At 22.7% G+C, this 15,437-nt stretch carries 17 protein-coding genes; 7 read left to right on the top strand and 10 right to left on the bottom strand.

The features are described from left to right. Positions 1–77 precede the first annotated feature (77 nt). Both AAHM85_RS05045 and AAHM85_RS08465 read left to right on the top strand, forming a co-directional pair. On the top strand, positions 78–1,358 hold the full coding sequence (locus tag AAHM85_RS05045) for an IS3 family transposase (RefSeq protein WP_342261236.1): 1,281 nt from the start codon (positions 78–80) through the stop codon (positions 1,356–1,358). After that, positions 1,321–1,599: an integrase core domain-containing protein gene (locus AAHM85_RS08465; RefSeq protein WP_425289715.1), complete on the top strand. Its 279-nt coding sequence runs from the start codon at positions 1,321–1,323 to the stop codon at positions 1,597–1,599. Before AAHM85_RS05045 ends, AAHM85_RS08465 begins: the two co-directional genes overlap by 38 nt. 64 nt (positions 1,600–1,663) lie before the next feature. On the opposite strand, the gene nusG is transcribed toward AAHM85_RS08465, so the two are convergent. From nusG to AAHM85_RS04995, 10 genes are all read right to left on the bottom strand, one after another. Then, positions 1,664–2,296: a transcription termination/antitermination protein NusG gene (gene nusG / locus AAHM85_RS05040; protein ID WP_342261235.1), complete on the bottom strand. Its 633-nt coding sequence runs from the start codon at positions 2,294–2,296 to the stop codon at positions 1,664–1,666. Positions 2,297–2,315: 19 nt separating this feature from the next. After that, the gene (secE, locus tag AAHM85_RS05035; RefSeq protein ID WP_342261234.1) at positions 2,316–2,747 is read right to left on the bottom strand and encodes a preprotein translocase subunit SecE; all 432 of its coding nucleotides are present in this window, start codon (positions 2,745–2,747) and stop codon (positions 2,316–2,318) included. 11 nt (positions 2,748–2,758) lie between these two features. Then, a complete protein-coding gene (gene rpmG, locus AAHM85_RS05030; RefSeq protein WP_342261233.1) occupies positions 2,759–2,908 on the bottom strand; it encodes a 50S ribosomal protein L33 in 150 nt (49 codons plus the stop codon). Between the two features lie 177 nt (positions 2,909–3,085). Next, positions 3,086–4,177, bottom strand: a complete 1,092-nt coding sequence (locus tag AAHM85_RS05025) for a hypothetical protein (protein WP_342261232.1) — start codon at positions 4,175–4,177, stop codon at positions 3,086–3,088. A gap of 78 nt (positions 4,178–4,255) precedes the next feature. Continuing rightward, complete coding sequence (locus AAHM85_RS05020) at positions 4,256–5,587, bottom strand: hypothetical protein (protein ID WP_342261231.1); 1,332 nt, start codon at positions 5,585–5,587, stop codon at positions 4,256–4,258. Between the two features lie 53 nt (positions 5,588–5,640). Further along, positions 5,641–6,099, bottom strand: coding sequence for a hypothetical protein (locus AAHM85_RS05015; protein ID WP_342261230.1), 459 nt, complete (start codon positions 6,097–6,099; stop codon positions 5,641–5,643). Between the two features lie 174 nt (positions 6,100–6,273). Next, positions 6,274–7,554 (bottom strand): IS3 family transposase, encoded by a 1,281-nt coding sequence (locus AAHM85_RS05010; RefSeq protein WP_342261229.1) that lies wholly within the window; start codon positions 7,552–7,554, stop codon positions 6,274–6,276. Positions 7,555–7,666: 112 nt separating this feature from the next. Continuing rightward, positions 7,667–9,412 carry a hypothetical protein gene (locus AAHM85_RS05005; RefSeq protein ID WP_342261228.1) on the bottom strand — a complete coding sequence of 582 codons (1,746 nt, stop codon included), beginning with the start codon at positions 9,410–9,412 and terminating at the stop codon, positions 7,667–7,669. 193 nt (positions 9,413–9,605) lie between these two features. After that, positions 9,606–9,788, bottom strand: a complete 183-nt coding sequence (locus AAHM85_RS05000; protein ID WP_342261227.1) for a hypothetical protein — start codon at positions 9,786–9,788, stop codon at positions 9,606–9,608. Between the two features lie 212 nt (positions 9,789–10,000). After that, on the bottom strand, positions 10,001–10,153 hold the full coding sequence (locus tag AAHM85_RS04995) for a hypothetical protein (protein WP_342261226.1): 153 nt from the start codon (positions 10,151–10,153) through the stop codon (positions 10,001–10,003). Positions 10,154–10,459: 306 nt separating this feature from the next. On the opposite strand from AAHM85_RS04995, the gene AAHM85_RS04990 reads away from it, so the two are divergent. From AAHM85_RS04990 to AAHM85_RS04970, 5 genes are all read left to right on the top strand, one after another. Continuing rightward, positions 10,460–11,580, top strand: a protein-coding gene (locus tag AAHM85_RS04990) for an IS3 family transposase (RefSeq protein ID WP_425289714.1) whose coding sequence is annotated in 2 segments (ribosomal slippage) — positions 10,460–10,703 and positions 10,703–11,580 — 1,122 coding nt in all. Because the reading frame shifts where the segments join, the coding sequence is not laid out codon by codon here. Positions 11,581–11,772: 192 nt separating this feature from the next. Continuing rightward, positions 11,773–12,120 carry a transposase family protein gene (locus AAHM85_RS04985; protein ID WP_342260488.1) on the top strand — a complete coding sequence of 116 codons (348 nt, stop codon included), beginning with the start codon at positions 11,773–11,775 and terminating at the stop codon, positions 12,118–12,120. A 4-nt stretch (positions 12,121–12,124) separates the two neighbouring features. Then, positions 12,125–12,619, top strand: coding sequence for a transposase family protein (locus AAHM85_RS04980; RefSeq protein ID WP_342261225.1), 495 nt, complete (start codon positions 12,125–12,127; stop codon positions 12,617–12,619). 177 nt (positions 12,620–12,796) lie between these two features. Then, positions 12,797–13,123: a hypothetical protein gene (locus tag AAHM85_RS04975; RefSeq protein WP_342261224.1), complete on the top strand. Its 327-nt coding sequence runs from the start codon at positions 12,797–12,799 to the stop codon at positions 13,121–13,123. Positions 13,124–14,096: 973 nt separating this feature from the next. Further along, positions 14,097–15,377, top strand: coding sequence for an IS3 family transposase (locus tag AAHM85_RS04970; protein ID WP_342261223.1), 1,281 nt, complete (start codon positions 14,097–14,099; stop codon positions 15,375–15,377). Positions 15,378–15,437: the final 60 nt, after the last annotated feature.

Raw genomic sequence — 15,437 nt, 5'->3', positions numbered from 1 at the left:
ATCAGTCACTTAAGTTTACCAATTAATATTTTCAATCTGTAATATAATTAAAAATAATTAATACAGAAGGAGAAATTATGAATTATAAAGTTTATTCAAAAGAAACAAAATTAGCCGTTGTTAATGAGTATTTAGTTGATAAAAAACTAAAAATACATGAAATTCAAGTCAAATATAAATTATCAACTCCAGTATTAATTTATAATTGGGTTAACCAATATCAAATTAAAGGTGAAAATGCATTCACCAAAATTTCTAAATCCCAAACTTCTCACAGGATCGATAAGAAAGATATTGAAATTAAACTATTAAACAAAGAAATTGATAAACTTAGAAAACAAGCTTTAAAAGATGAGGTTGAAAAAGAACTTTTAAAGGAGCAATTAGCCTGTGAAAAGAAATTAACAAGGGGAAAAAATAGTAAATTATTAAAATATAAGTGTTTTTTAATAGTAGAAAAATATAAGCAAAAAGGTCATCAATTAAATAAAATTATTGTTTACATAGCTATTAGCAAAACAGCATACTATTTATGAGTAAAAAAAGGTAAAAAGCAATATCAATCAAAAATTAATGATAATTTGATACAAGCAATAAACAAAATAGTTCTCATTAAAAATGAAAAAAAGTACATTAATATCACTAGTTTTGAAAAAGTAAGATTAGAGTTAAAAATAAAAAATAAAGGTCTTAAATGCAGTAAAACAAGCATAAAACAAATATTAAAAGATAATAATATTAAATTATTATTAGAACCTAAATCAACAAATAGAGTAGTAGAAAATAGTGATTTAAAAAATAATAAAGATTTATTAAAACGTAATTTTTCAAGTAATAACTTTCTTGAAAAAGTTGGTATGGATGGCACATGATTTAAAAATATAATTATTGGTGATAAAAAAACAAAATTATTAGTTGTTTTTGCTACTGATATGTACAGTAATTCAATTGTTGGCTGAAAAATAAACAAAAGTGAAAATGCCAAAACTGTGTTAAATGTGGTTAATCAAATAGAATTAGCGAGTGCTAAACAATGTAATTTTACGACTATTCAATCAGATTTAGGTTCTGCTAATACAAGCGAAATTGTTAGTAAAGTTTTTAATACAAGTACTAATCTAATTCACTCAAAAAGTCTATCAGGTTTTAAAGGTAATCAAGTTAGTGAATGTTTAAATCGTTGAATTAAAAGAGATTTTAAAATGATGTTTGGTAGCACTTTTGAAAGTATGGAAAGTTTTAATAAAATATTAGAAAAATTTGTTAGATATTGAAACAATGATAGAATAGTTATTAGATTGAAAATGCCTCCAAATCAATTTGTACAGATTTGAAGACAAGAAAGTAAACTTATCTAACCAATGCCTTCATGAAACTACACCGTTTAGATCACCACAGAGTAATGGTAAGATTGAAAGATTTCACAGAAATTGAAGTAATTTATTTGAAATAAAACCATATTTAAATAGTGATTTTAGTTTATTTCAAAAATTAGTGAACTCTTTTCAAGAATATTATAACAATTCTAAACCACATAAATCATTAGGATTAATGACTCCTATGGATTATTTTGATAAACTTTTATTAGATAAAAAATAGTCCAAAATGTCTGTACTACCTTACAATTTTAATTTTATTTTACATAAAAACTAAATAGTTTAAACTAAACTTTAATTTTTTTACAACTATCATATTCTACTTTAATTTCGGTTTGACGACCAAACATATCAACAGAAACTGTTGCGACACCCTTATCTTCATCTAATTTAATAACTTGTCCTTCTCGGCCTTGTAAAGCACCAGAAGTAATATGAACAAAATCATTCAACTCAAAATCACGAATAATTTTTTTTGTCTCTTTAACTTTAGGTTGTGATGAATTTTTAGAATTACGATATAACATTTCATTAACTTCTTTAGTAGAAAGTGGAGTTGGTGGTACACCTTTACCACTAGAACCAATAAATCCATTAATACCTGTTGTATTACGAATATCATATCAAGTATCTTCGGTTAAAATCATATGAATAAAAATATAACCCGGAAAAATATTTTTTTCAGTTATTTTTTTATCTTTATCTGGTATTGCTTCTTTAACAACTCTAACTTGAAAAATATTATCTTTTAAATTTAATTTTTTTTCAATTTTATTTTTTAAATCAGCAGCAACTTTATCTTCATGACCTTTGTTACAATTAACAATATATCATTGTGCTTGCTCAATTCGATGTTTATGTGTTTCTTCTAATGATGTAGTTCTCACTAAAGGGGCTTCTTTTTTTATTCTTTCGCTCATTTTTTGGCATCTCCATTTTTTACATTATTTTTAATAAAGGTAATACAAATAGTAATAACTGCTCAATTCCATAAAAGAATAGTGCTAAGACAGCAATAAATAATACTGTTGTAATAAATTTATTATTTAATTGTTTTCTTGGTGTTCAACGAGTTCTTCTAATTTCTCTTGATAAGTATAAGAAAAAATATTTATGATAAGTTCTCGATTCTTTTTTATAATAAAAACGTTCTTCAGGCGTACGATTTTTACGTTCTTTTTCTCAAATTTCGCTAATATTAACCTTTTTATTTTTATCGGCTGTTCGTGGATCAAAACTTGGCTTTCCTTCAGAACTTCTTTTTGTTCTTAAAGGTTTAATTTTACGTAAAATATTAAATTTACTTTTTAAAAGAGCCAATTTTTCAGGATTAATTTTTGGTTTTTCTTTTGACTTGTCTTCTGCACTCATGAAAATTTCTCCTAACGTGATTCCTTATGTAAAGTATGTTTTTGACAATGTTCACAATATTTTTTTAGTTCCATACGCTCTTTATATTTAATCTTATTTTTGTATGTATGATAATTACGATTTAAACATACACTACAAATTAAAATTATTTTTTCGTTCATTAAATTCACCTAGAAAATTTAACCATTTTTAATTATATTATTATTTAAAATAAGTGTCAATTTTAAAATATTTTTATTTTAAAAACAAAGTTAAATTTTTAATCTTTCTTTAAAATTCATCATTTCTAAAATAATTGTACAAGAAAAAATAAAATAATAAATAAAAAATAATTTTTATTAACTATTAATACTTCCTAAAAGTGGTTGTCTTTCATTGGATTCTATGATAACTTCTGGCATATCATTATTTGCATTTGTAACAAATTCTGGTTCAAACTCATAATCAGGAATTTTTAACTTTATTCTTTCTCGTTGACTATTATCTTCAACCTCCGTTACTAATTCCACCTTTTTATTTTCGGGAGTATAATTATCTATTCATTCTTTAAACTTTGTCAATGTTGCTCTTCAATCTTTTATTTTTCCGGGTTTAACAAAACTAGGAATTGTTTTATCTGAATGTCTCATTTCAAACTTATCTCAATTATTTTTTTCTAAATACTCATATATTTCCTTTAAATCTTTATTACTTAAAATACCTTTATATAAAGAAAAACTTTTTGTAATATGTTCTTTTCTTTCATTAATAATTTTAATAATAATTTCCTCTTTACTATTTGAAGTATTAGATTTACTCATTGTAGAAAAATATGTGTGACTAACATCCATTATTGCTGAAATTGACATTAAATTTCCTCCCACAATATTACCATTTGTAAAATTAAGGCTTGCAGTTGCAAAAGTAGTAAGTGATTTTAAGTATTCAATAGTTCTTGTTACTTTTTGAATTTTATATAAATCAAAACCTGATATTCCACTAAGCACTTTAACTAATCCATTTGTACCAGTAAATAATTTATTTAATGCAATAGAAATCATTTCTGGAGTTAATTCATTACTTACAGCATCTTCTGTTAATTGTTCAGCAATTGCAGCATAAAGTCTTTCATCATTTGGTGGTAAAGTAGGAAAAGTAGGTAAATTTGGCTCGGTAGTTGTACTACCACCAGTTTCATTTAAATTATATGCTTGTCAAATAACTCAACCACCAAATGCAGCATATAACATATCAGCTATTCCACTTTTAATTAATTGATAACGTTTTTCAATATTACTATCCCTAGTAACAGACTTAAGTCCTGCTATTGTTAGTAGAACTCCTGTTGTCGTATTAGTTCAATTTTGTGCACTTAATGCTCCTGCTCTAATTGGACCATGAAGATTATTCAACGCTCATTGTACTTCTTTTCATGTTTCTTCTTTATTCATTTTCATTTTATTAATTCCTTTCATAGTTAAAGTTGTTTTAAATTAATTTTTTTATTTTATTGATAAGATGATACATAATTATTCATTAATAATGTTACTAATCGTTCATCTACTAATATTTATTGAGAAAGATGGTCCAATATCAAAAGCACGAGATATAGAACTACTTCTAAGTTGTTGATATATAATGTTTTCATCATGTCAAATAAATATATAAATAACTAATCCTTGTGATTTATGACCTGCAGGTGGCTGATTTACTACTCGTCAAACTGATAATTGATTATCTTTGTCTTGAATTTTTTTGGTATTAAAGTTTAGTTCATTACTTTTAATTGTTGTTGTATTATTCATAACACTATAAGTTATGCTGTCTGTAGAACTAGCAAAAATTGTTGAATATAAAAACATAAAATTATTTCATGAATCAGCATAATCACTTCATTTTAAAAGCGTAGTTATTTCTGAATTATAATCTATTAGCTTTCCTCCATCTTTTGGAAAACTATGACTTAATGTTAAATTATTATTAGTATCCAAATTTTTGCTATCATATTGTAAACATCCAACGCTAATAATGTTACCAGTACTGTCAACTAAATATCTAATACTCATCTTTTTACTATTATTTTCAATTGAAAAATTGTTAATAACAGATTCTAAATTTGGACTATCAATCATATTATTGAAAATATTTTCAGAAATTTTTTCTGCAGTGCTTTCATTATTTTTTAAACTACTTTTAGTAATAAATTGTTTAACAAAGTCAAGACAAATTCCCCTACTATTTTTTGAATGAGACTGAGCAATATAATATAAACCCAATGTTTCGCTTAAATTATCATAGTTCTTAATTACATCAACAATACCTTTTGTTCCAACTAATGATATATGAGTGTTAGCACCACCAAATTGAATAAAAGTAAAATTACTTTTAGACTTTTTATTTGAAATATAAGCTGTTGTTGATATTTTGCTCAAGTTTTGTTTTTGAAAAATTTGCAAATCATTAGTACTTGTTAATTGTTCTTCTTTATAATTAATAGCAGCAATTTCTTTATCAAACTCATTAATAACATCTTTATTTATCTTTTCAGGGTTATAAGTTAATTTAAAATCATCAATATAAATATCTTTTACATAAGGTTCTAAATTTGGATTATCAATAATGCTTTTAACATCAAAAAGATGATATATTCCATTTTCATCTTGACTATTTAAAATAGTACTATTACTTAAATTACCATACGTAGTATTAGTAACTACTTCATTAATTTCAGTTTTATTTTTATTTTCTTGTTTTAATTTATTAATACTTGTTAAATTATTAGTAATACTAGTGTTAGCAACAATATTAGTGGTTGCTAATGTTAAACTAAGTCCCAACCATAAATTTTTATTTTTTAACATTTTATTTTGCACCTCAGAATTTTATTTTTTAGTAAATCTATTATAAATTTCATTTATTTTTTTTCATAAATGTTATGGATTTTTGGTTGATAATATTTCGTATCTTTTAACTTTGTTGGTAAATACTGTTGTTGTACATAATCATTAGCATAATCATGTGGAAATTTATATAATTTATCTTTACCTACTGGTTTTTTTAATGTTTTAGATCAATTATGTTTCAAATAATCAGGAATTGGATATATTTTTCCTTGTAAAACATCACTATATGCTTTTTGTACTGCCAAATTAGCACTATTTGATTTCTCACTAAGTGCCATTTCAATAACTACTAAACCAAGCGGAATTATACCTTCAGGCATACCAATTTGACGAAAAGTATCAATAGCAGTTTTTATCCTAATTGCTAAAGCAGGATTAGGAAGTCCAATATCTTCGTAAACAATAATCAACATTCTTCTTAATAAAGCTTCATAATCACCAGTTACTAATAACCTTGCTAAATAATGCAAAGCAGCATTAACATCACTGCCTCTAATTGATTTTTGTAATGCTGACTTTAAATCATGATGTTCATTTCCCTCTTTAGCATTTCAATTACTTGCTTTAGAACCTGTTTAGAATCTTTTTAATAAAATTGAAATAAAGGAAAGAACAACCATTTGTAAACTAGTATTTGGCATTGGTTAGATAAGTTTACTTTCTTGTCTTCAAATCTGTACAAATTGATTTGGAGGCATTTTCAATCTAATAACTATTCTATCATTGTTTCAATATCTAACAAATTTTTCTAATATTTTATTAAAACTTTCCATACTTTCAAAAGTGCTACCAAACATCATTTTAAAATCTCTTTTAATTCAACGATTTAAACATTCACTAACTTGATTACCTTTAAAACCTGATAGACTTTTTGAGTGAATTAGATTAGTACTTGTATTAAAAACTTTACTAACAATTTCGCTTGTATTAGCAGAACCTAAATCTGATTGAATAGTCGTAAAATTACATTGTTTAGCACTCGCTAATTCTATTTGATTAACCACATTTAACACAGTTTTGGCATTTTCACTTTTGTTTATTTTTCAGCCAACAATTGAATTACTGTACATATCAGTAGCAAAAACAACTAATAATTTTGTTTTTTTATCACCAATAATTATATTTTTAAATCATGTGCCATCCATACCAACTTTTTCAAGAAAGTTATTACTTGAAAAATTACGTTTTAATAAATCTTTATTATTTTTTAAATCACTATTTTCTACTACTCTATTTGTTGATTTAGGTTCTAATAATAATTTAATATTATTATCTTTTAATATTTGTTTTATGCTTGTTTTACTGCATTTAAGACCTTTATTTTTTATTTTTAACTCTAATCTTACTTTTTCAAAACTAGTGATATTAATGTACTTTTTTTCATTTTTAATGAGAACTATTTTGTTTATTGCTTGTATCAAATTATCATTAATTTTTGATTGATATTGCTTTTTACCTTTTTTTACTCATAAATAGTATGCTGTTTTGCTAATAGCTATGTAAACAATAATTTTATTTAATTGATGACCTTTTTGCTTATATTTTTCTACTATTAAAAAACACTTATATTTTAATAATTTACTATTTTTTCCCCTTGTTAATTTCTTTTCACAGGCTAATTGCTCCTTTAAAAGTTCTTTTTCAACCTCATCTTTTAAAGCTTGTTTTCTAAGTTTATCAATTTCTTTGTTTAATAGTTTAATTTCAATATCTTTCTTATCGATCCTGTAAGAAGTTTGGGATTTAGAAATTTTGGTGAATGCATTTTCACCTTTAATTTGATATTGGTTAACCCAATTATAAATTAATACTGGAGTTGATAATTTATATTTGACTTGAATTTCATGTATTTTTAGTTTTTTATCAACTAAATACTCATTAACAACGGCTAATTTTGTTTCTTTTGAATAAACTTTATAATTCATAATTTCTCCTTCTGTATTAATTATTTTTAATTATATTACAGATTGAAAATATTAATTGGTAAACTTAAGTGACTGATGCCCTTATCCATACTCATCACCTTTGTTTTTTAATTTAACGTCGTGAAGTTATTTTAACAATAGAACTAAAATTAATAAAGGTTAAATTATTATTTTGAATATTAACATACAAGGATTGAAGCATTTTATATTCTTTATCATCATCATATTTAATAATGATACCAATGTTTTTTAAGTGCTGATATTTATCATTTTGTTCAGAAATACTAACAAATGCAATACTATTTATCTTTTTTATGATATCAGAAATAATTATTTTTTGAAAATGAATTTGATAGTTATCACCATCAACATTAATTCCTATATTCATTTCTAAACTAATGTCATTAGTGGGAGAAAAATTATTCATATCATTAATAGCTTCTTGAAATAATAGTGAAATAAGTGAAATAGAATTGTCTTTAAAAGTAATTGGATATATTAAACCACTAGCAAGAACATTTGGATATAAATCAATAGAATTTAAATCTTTAACATTAAAATTGTTATTTTTAAAGGTTTTTTCATTTGCTTCTTTATTTTGACATTGAATATTTATTGAAAACTGGATAGTATCTTGCAACTGATTTTTACCAACGATTGTTACTATTATAGATTTTGGTTTTTGATAATTTCCAGTAACCGCATTACTAGTAATAATATAATCTTGATCATTAAAATCTTGATGTCATTTTTGCTTACCAAACTCATTTATTTTTTTACTAATAAGGAAAGCAATATGATTATCAATATCCACTTTGCTAACATTAGTATTATCTTCAATAGTTATTAATTGATTAATTACACTTTCATCATTTTCCAATACTGTTTTAATAACAGATAATGATTTTTTTGTTCAACTACCTTGAACAAAAAAATTAATATTTAATTGACCTTTAATAATTTCACTACTATTTTTAGCACAAATAACAACTGTTATTTTCTTTTTTATCATATAATTATCAAGACTTTTTATTGAATCATAATTAATAATAAAATCATTTTTTGTTACTTTATCTGATAATGCTTTTTCTTTATTAATTTCTTCTAAAAATTTCTCTTCAATAATTTTATTGATTTGAGATTCTATTTCATTTTTAGTTCCTTTTGTAGCATCTGACATTACTATTGTTTGTGATGGAATTGTAATTTTATTGTCTAAATCAGAAATATTAAATTTTTCTGGAATAACATCATTTTCAACACTAAAATTGAAATTTAAATCACAAGGAAGCAAACCATAATTACTGCCAAACTGATTAACACTTATTTCAATTTTAAACTGTTTTATTTTTTCTTTATAAGATGGTATTTTTATTGAAAAATTATTTTTAAGTGCATTTTCATCATTAATTTTAATATTAATAGCTGGATTTACTGATAAATGTACAAAAAAGTTATTAGGAATATCTATTTTATTTGTTTGCAATACATTATCAATCTTTTTTAATAAATCACTAAGATAAAAATTTTTTAATTTTTTATCAGTAGATATTAAACTAATATTCTTTAATTCATCCTTGTAATCTATCAAATTATATTTTTTATTTAACGGACAATTATTCTTATAATAATCTTCTCAATTTTTATCTTGATTAAGATTTCAGTTGTTGGAATTATTAGTATTTATGGCACTATTTCATTGATTATTTGCAATAATTAAAACCATAGTAGTAATAATTAAAATAATAACAACAAATAACAAAGAAAAAATTTTAAACCAATGTTTTTTTTCTTGCTTAACATTAGGTTTTTCCTTATAATTTGATTTTTCATTTTGATTAATACCAATTTTATACATTATTTCCTCCACCAAAAATGGCTAATAAAACATAAAAAAACTTTATAATGATTAAAAAATAACTACAAAGCAATAGCTAAATTATATAAATAATAATATAACAATAAAACTTATAAATTAATTTTTAAAATTAAAAAAATAAAATTAAAATATAAATTTTATTGTTGTCTTAATTCTATCATAGTAATTTTCATTAAATATATTTTTTGTAACTATTTTTTAATTTTAACTTTACTCGTGTTCAAGCATTATCAATTTGCTTATAGGTAAAATTTAATTTTTTCATAATTTGATGAACATTATATCCTCTTCGTTTTAATCTTAAAACTTCATTTTCATTAATAGTAAAATTTGTAATACTAATAACTTCTTCCAAAAATTAAGTATATTCACAATCATTTTTTTGATATAAATAATCATTATATTTTAAGGCACAATTAATAATTTTATGATTATTATTTAAAAAAATTTTAATATAAGTAAATATTCCTCATTTTACTTCATAATATAAAAAATTTTGAAATGACTTGTTTTTTCTTTCTTGAAATTTAAAAATTGCCTTTAAAAAAATAAAATAAAAAGTTGATTTTAAATCATTTGTTTCCAACGGAATAGCAAAAAACTTTTTAATAATATTTCGTAAAAAAAATCATTTTTCAATTCATATTTTTTATATAAAAAATTAAAAGCAAATTCATTGTTTTCAATACAATACAAATAAATCAATTCATTATCATTCATAATTAAGTCCTCCTAAATATTTCAAATAACAAACTAATTATGAATTACTAATCAACTAATTATTTAAAGTTATGATATATTAGTATTTAATTTTGAAATTCTTAATATTACATATTTAATCCATAATCTGTTTAATAGTTGATTGACTCATTATTGATGATGAATCCAACAAATTTATCTTATCTTTAAAGATTTCTACTTCTGTTTATGGTATGTAATAGTTAAATATTTGGATCGGCTACAATTTATTGGACACTAATTATGTAGACAAATAACAATATTTGTTAAAAGAAAGGAAATATAATTATGGCCAATATTACTTCATATACAGATGAATTTAAAAAACAAATAGTAGCTTTATATCAAAGTGGCAAATCAGTATCTTGTCTTGTTAAAGAGTACAATGTTACAAGAGCAGTTGCATATAAATGAATTAAGCAATTTACTAATTCGGGAAGTTTTAAAACTAAAGATAATCTTTCTGATTTAGAAAAACAATTAATTCAAATGAATAAAGAATTAAAACAATTACGAATGGAAAATGATATTTTAAAGCAAGCAGCACTAATAATAGGCAGAAAGTAGAGATTATTGCAAATAATAAATGAAAATATAAGATTCGCCCAATGTGTCGTTTTTTAAAAATTTCTAAATCAACATATTATTTTAATTTAAAGAAAAAAGAAGATAAAATCAAAAATAATATTTATGATCAAGCTGTTATTAGTGCTTTTAAAGAAAACAAATGTGTTTATGGAACAAGAAGATTAAAAGTCATACTAGAAAAACAAGAAATTTATTTATCAAGAAGAAAAATTAAAAAAATTATGGATAAACATAATTTAATGTCAAAATACACTAAATTATCATTTAAAAATCATCGTAATAAAGTAAATAATGAACAAATCACTAATATTGTTAATAGAAACTTTAATAATAGAATTAAAAATGAGGTGATTGTCAGTGATCTTAGTTATGTTGAAGTTAATGGTAAATGAAACTATATTTGCTTATTAATAGACCTATTTAACCGCGAAATTGTTGGACATAGTGTAGGTACTAAAAAAGATGCATCATTGGTATATCAAGCATTTATGCAATCAAATCGCTGTTTAAAAGATATGCAAATATTTCATAGCGATCGAGGTAACGAATTTAATAATAAAATTATTAACAAACTTTTATTAGCATTCAATATTACCCGCTCTTTAAGTAAAAAAGGTTGTCCTTATGACAATGCTGTTGCTGAAGCAACTTTTAAAACTTTCAAGACTGAATTTATTAATGACAAAAAATTTACATCATTAATACATTTAAAATTAGAATTATTTGATTATATCAATTGATATAACAATATAAGAATCCACAGCACTTTAAACTACTTAACTCCCATTAAATATCAAGAAAAAATGTCTACCAAAAAATAGTCCTAAAAAGGGTTGCCATTTCAGTTTTTGTTATTAAATCTTTATTTTTAATAGAGCAAGTTAAAGTAGTAAAACCACCTTGATTTTTATGATAAACATGAGCTTTGTATAATAGACTTACTGCATAACTAGTTAACTTTTTATTTTTTTGTTATTATTAAAATAAAATTTGAATAGTTAAGGATAAACTTTATGACATATTTTGAATTAAAAGATAAATCTGATCAATATTTTCGTAAAATAGTGGGTATTAATAAACTCGTTTTTAACGAAATTTTAAATATTTTATTAGAACATCAAAAACTCAAAACTACTATTGGTGGAAGGCCATATAAAATGTCAATAGAAGATCGACTAGTAATGAGTTTAAGATATTTATATGAAAATCGTACATATCATAGTATTGGTGCTGAGTATGGTATGGTTGATACTACTGCTTTACGAAATATTCGTTCAATTGAAGATATTTTAATAAAGAATAATAAGTTTAATAATTTAACAAATAAAAATATTTTTTTAAAAAGAAGAATTAAAAAATAAAATTTTGATAATTGATGTAACAGAGGTAGAAACAGAACGACCAAAATATAACCAAAAAGATTGATTTTCTGGTAAAAAATGAATGCATACTGTTAAGTTTCAAACCGTAATTAATGCAAATACTAATGAAATTTTAAATATTTTTTCTGATATTGGTAAAAATCATGATTTTAAAACTTTTAAGAATTCAAAGTTAAAGTTTTTACCAGAAACTATAATTCTTGCAGATAAAGGTTATCAAGTTTTACAAAAAATTCATGCTAATACATTTTTACCCATTAAAATTAGCAAAAATAATCCTAAAACAAATAAAACCAAAATCTTTAATAAGATTATTAATAAAACTCGTAGAAAAATTGAACATGTTTTTGCATTTTTAAAATGTTTTAAGATTATTGGTTATAAATTTAGAAAAGCCAGAAAACGAATATTTTTAAGATTTAATTTAATTGCAGGATTTTATAATTTATCATTAAAACTTAAAAACGTTATGCAGTAAGTCTATTATAAATCAATAACTATTTATTATAATTATAATATAAATTCTGTAAGTGATATACATGGTAGTGGTTATGGTACTAAAGAAAGTTTTAATCCAGCAAAAGAATTAACAAGTTCAATTGAAATTAATTTAAATGATTTAATATTTTCAAAGTCAATACCTAATATTGATAAAATGAAACATTTTGAAAAAGGTAAAATTGGTAACCATTCTTCTGGATATGCTTATGCTTATTATCAAGGTAATAAATCACAATATAATTTAGTAACTTATGAATTCACAGTACGTGCTGGTATTGAATCAAAATTTAATAATAATCCAATTGGATTTGATATATTAAGTAATTCAAACGATAATTTAAATTGAAAAATTAATATTTTTATTACACCTTGTAAAGGTCATGTAGAAACTATTATAGATTTCAGTGAAAATTCTTATGCTAAAATCTATATAAATCAAGAATTAGCAGGTATTAGTAAAATAATTTTAAATGCAAGATAAAAATAGTATATAATTATAATTATTTATTAAGTATTATGATATGGAGAAGATTAAATATGATTGAACTATGATTAGCAGATGTAATAATACTTTCAGTAATGTTTGGAATAGTATTATTATTAATTGCATGTAAAGGTCATGATTTATGTCATAGAAATAAATATGTTGGTTTAATTTTTTTGTTTATTTCTTTGAATGTTTTTGGACTAATTTGAGGTATAAATATACTATCAAAATCTAACCAAAATAATATTTCCCCACAATCTAATTAAAAAGTTACCAATTAAGGTAACTTTTTTTATATATTATTAATAGTAAGATAGTTATTATTTGTTTTATATTTACTAATAAATTTACGCTTTTCTCAGCATTTATGTGATAAAATTAAAAAATAGTACATAAAGGGAGAAAAGCGTTAAATATTTTAAAAAACTTATTTAAACGTAGAAAAAATCATTATCCAAGTAATAACAGTACAAATATTGAAAATAGCGAGTTTTTTTCTATAATGAACAAAAAATGTTATCAAAATTAAAAGAATTAAGTGAAAAAAAGATAAAGAATTAAAGGAATTAACTAATGAAAATAACAACACTTCTAAAGTAATATTACTTTCTTCAAATATTTTAGAACTAAGATCAAAAATTTGAACTTTGGAAGAAATGTTAGAAAAGAAAATAACAATAAAAATAAAACAATTAGAAAAAAGTAAAATAAATATAAAAATTTTTGGGAGCGTGGCGAAGATGTCTATAACAAAAAAGTTTTAAAAATAGCTCCTTTCTTTTTTAAACCCTTGAATTAAAAATAAATGATAAAAGACGAGAATAAAATCTTGTCTTTTTTTGTAATTGTAAAATTTTAAAATTTTTATTATTATCACCCTTTAAATAGGCATAAGTCACTTAAGTTTACCAATTAATATTTTCAATCTGTAATATAATTAAAAATAATTAATACAGAAGGAGAAATTATGAATTATAAAGTTTATTCAAAAGAAACAAAATTAGCCGTTGTTAATGAGTATTTAGTTGATAAAAAACTAAAAATACATGAAATTCAAGTCAAATATAAATTATCAACTCCAGTATTAATTTATAATTGGGTTAACCAATATCAAATTAAAGGTGAAAATGCATTCACCAAAATTTCTAAATCCCAAACTTCTCACAGGATCGATAAGAAAGATATTGAAATTAAACTATTAAACAAAGAAATTGATAAACTTAGAAAACAAGCTTTAAAAGATAAGGTTGAAAAAGAACTTTTAAAGGAGCAATTAGCCTGTGAAAAGAAATTAACAAGGGGAAAAAATAGTAAATTATTAAAATATAAGTGTTTTTTAATAGTAGAAAAATATAAGCAAAAAGGTCATCAATTAAATAAAATTATTGTTTACATAGCTATTAGCAAAACAGCATACTATTTATGAGTAAAAAAAGGTAAAAAGCAATATCAATCAAAAATTAATGATAATTTGATACAAGCAATAAACAAAATAGTTCTCATTAAAAATGAAAAAAAGTACATTAATATCACTAGTTTTGAAAAAGTAAGATTAGAGTTAAAAATAAAAAATAAAGGTCTTAAATGCAGTAAAACAAGCATAAAACAAATATTAAAAGATAATAATATTAAATTATTATTAGAACCTAAATCAACAAATAGAGTAGTAGAAAATAGTGATTTAAAAAATAATAAAGATTTATTAAAACGTAATTTTTCAAGTAATAACTTTCTTGAAAAAGTTGGTATGGATGGCACATGATTTAAAAATATAATTATTGGTGATAAAAAAACAAAATTATTAGTTGTTTTTGCTACTGATATGTACAGTAATTCAATTGTTGGCTGAAAAATAAACAAAAGTGAAAATGCCAAAACTGTGTTAAATGTGGTTAATCAAATAGAATTAGCGAGTGCTAAACAATGTAATTTTACGACTATTCAATCAGATTTAGGTTCTGCTAATACAAGCGAAATTGTTAGTAAAGTTTTTAATACAAGTACTAATCTAATTCACTCAAAAAGTCTATCAGGTTTTAAAGGTAATCAAGTTAGTGAATGTTTAAATCGTTGAATTAAAAGAGATTTTAAAATGATGTTTGGTAGCACTTTTGAAAGTATGGAAAGTTTTAATAAAATATTAGAAAAATTTGTTAGATATTGAAACAATGATAGAATAGTTATTAGATTGAAAATGCCTCCAAATCAATTTGTACAGATTTGAAGACAAGAAAGTAAACTTATCTAACCAATGCCATAAAATATTATTTTTTTCATAAATTTAAATATTATCAAAAAATATAGGTTC

It is taken from the genome of Spiroplasma endosymbiont of Notiophilus biguttatus (assembly GCF_964030985.1).
In the GTDB taxonomy this organism is placed as follows: domain Bacteria; phylum Bacillota_I; class Bacilli_A; order Mycoplasmatales; family VBWQ01; genus Spiroplasma_E; species Spiroplasma_E ixodetis_A.
This window is presented reverse-complemented; position numbering and strand designations above follow the sequence as displayed.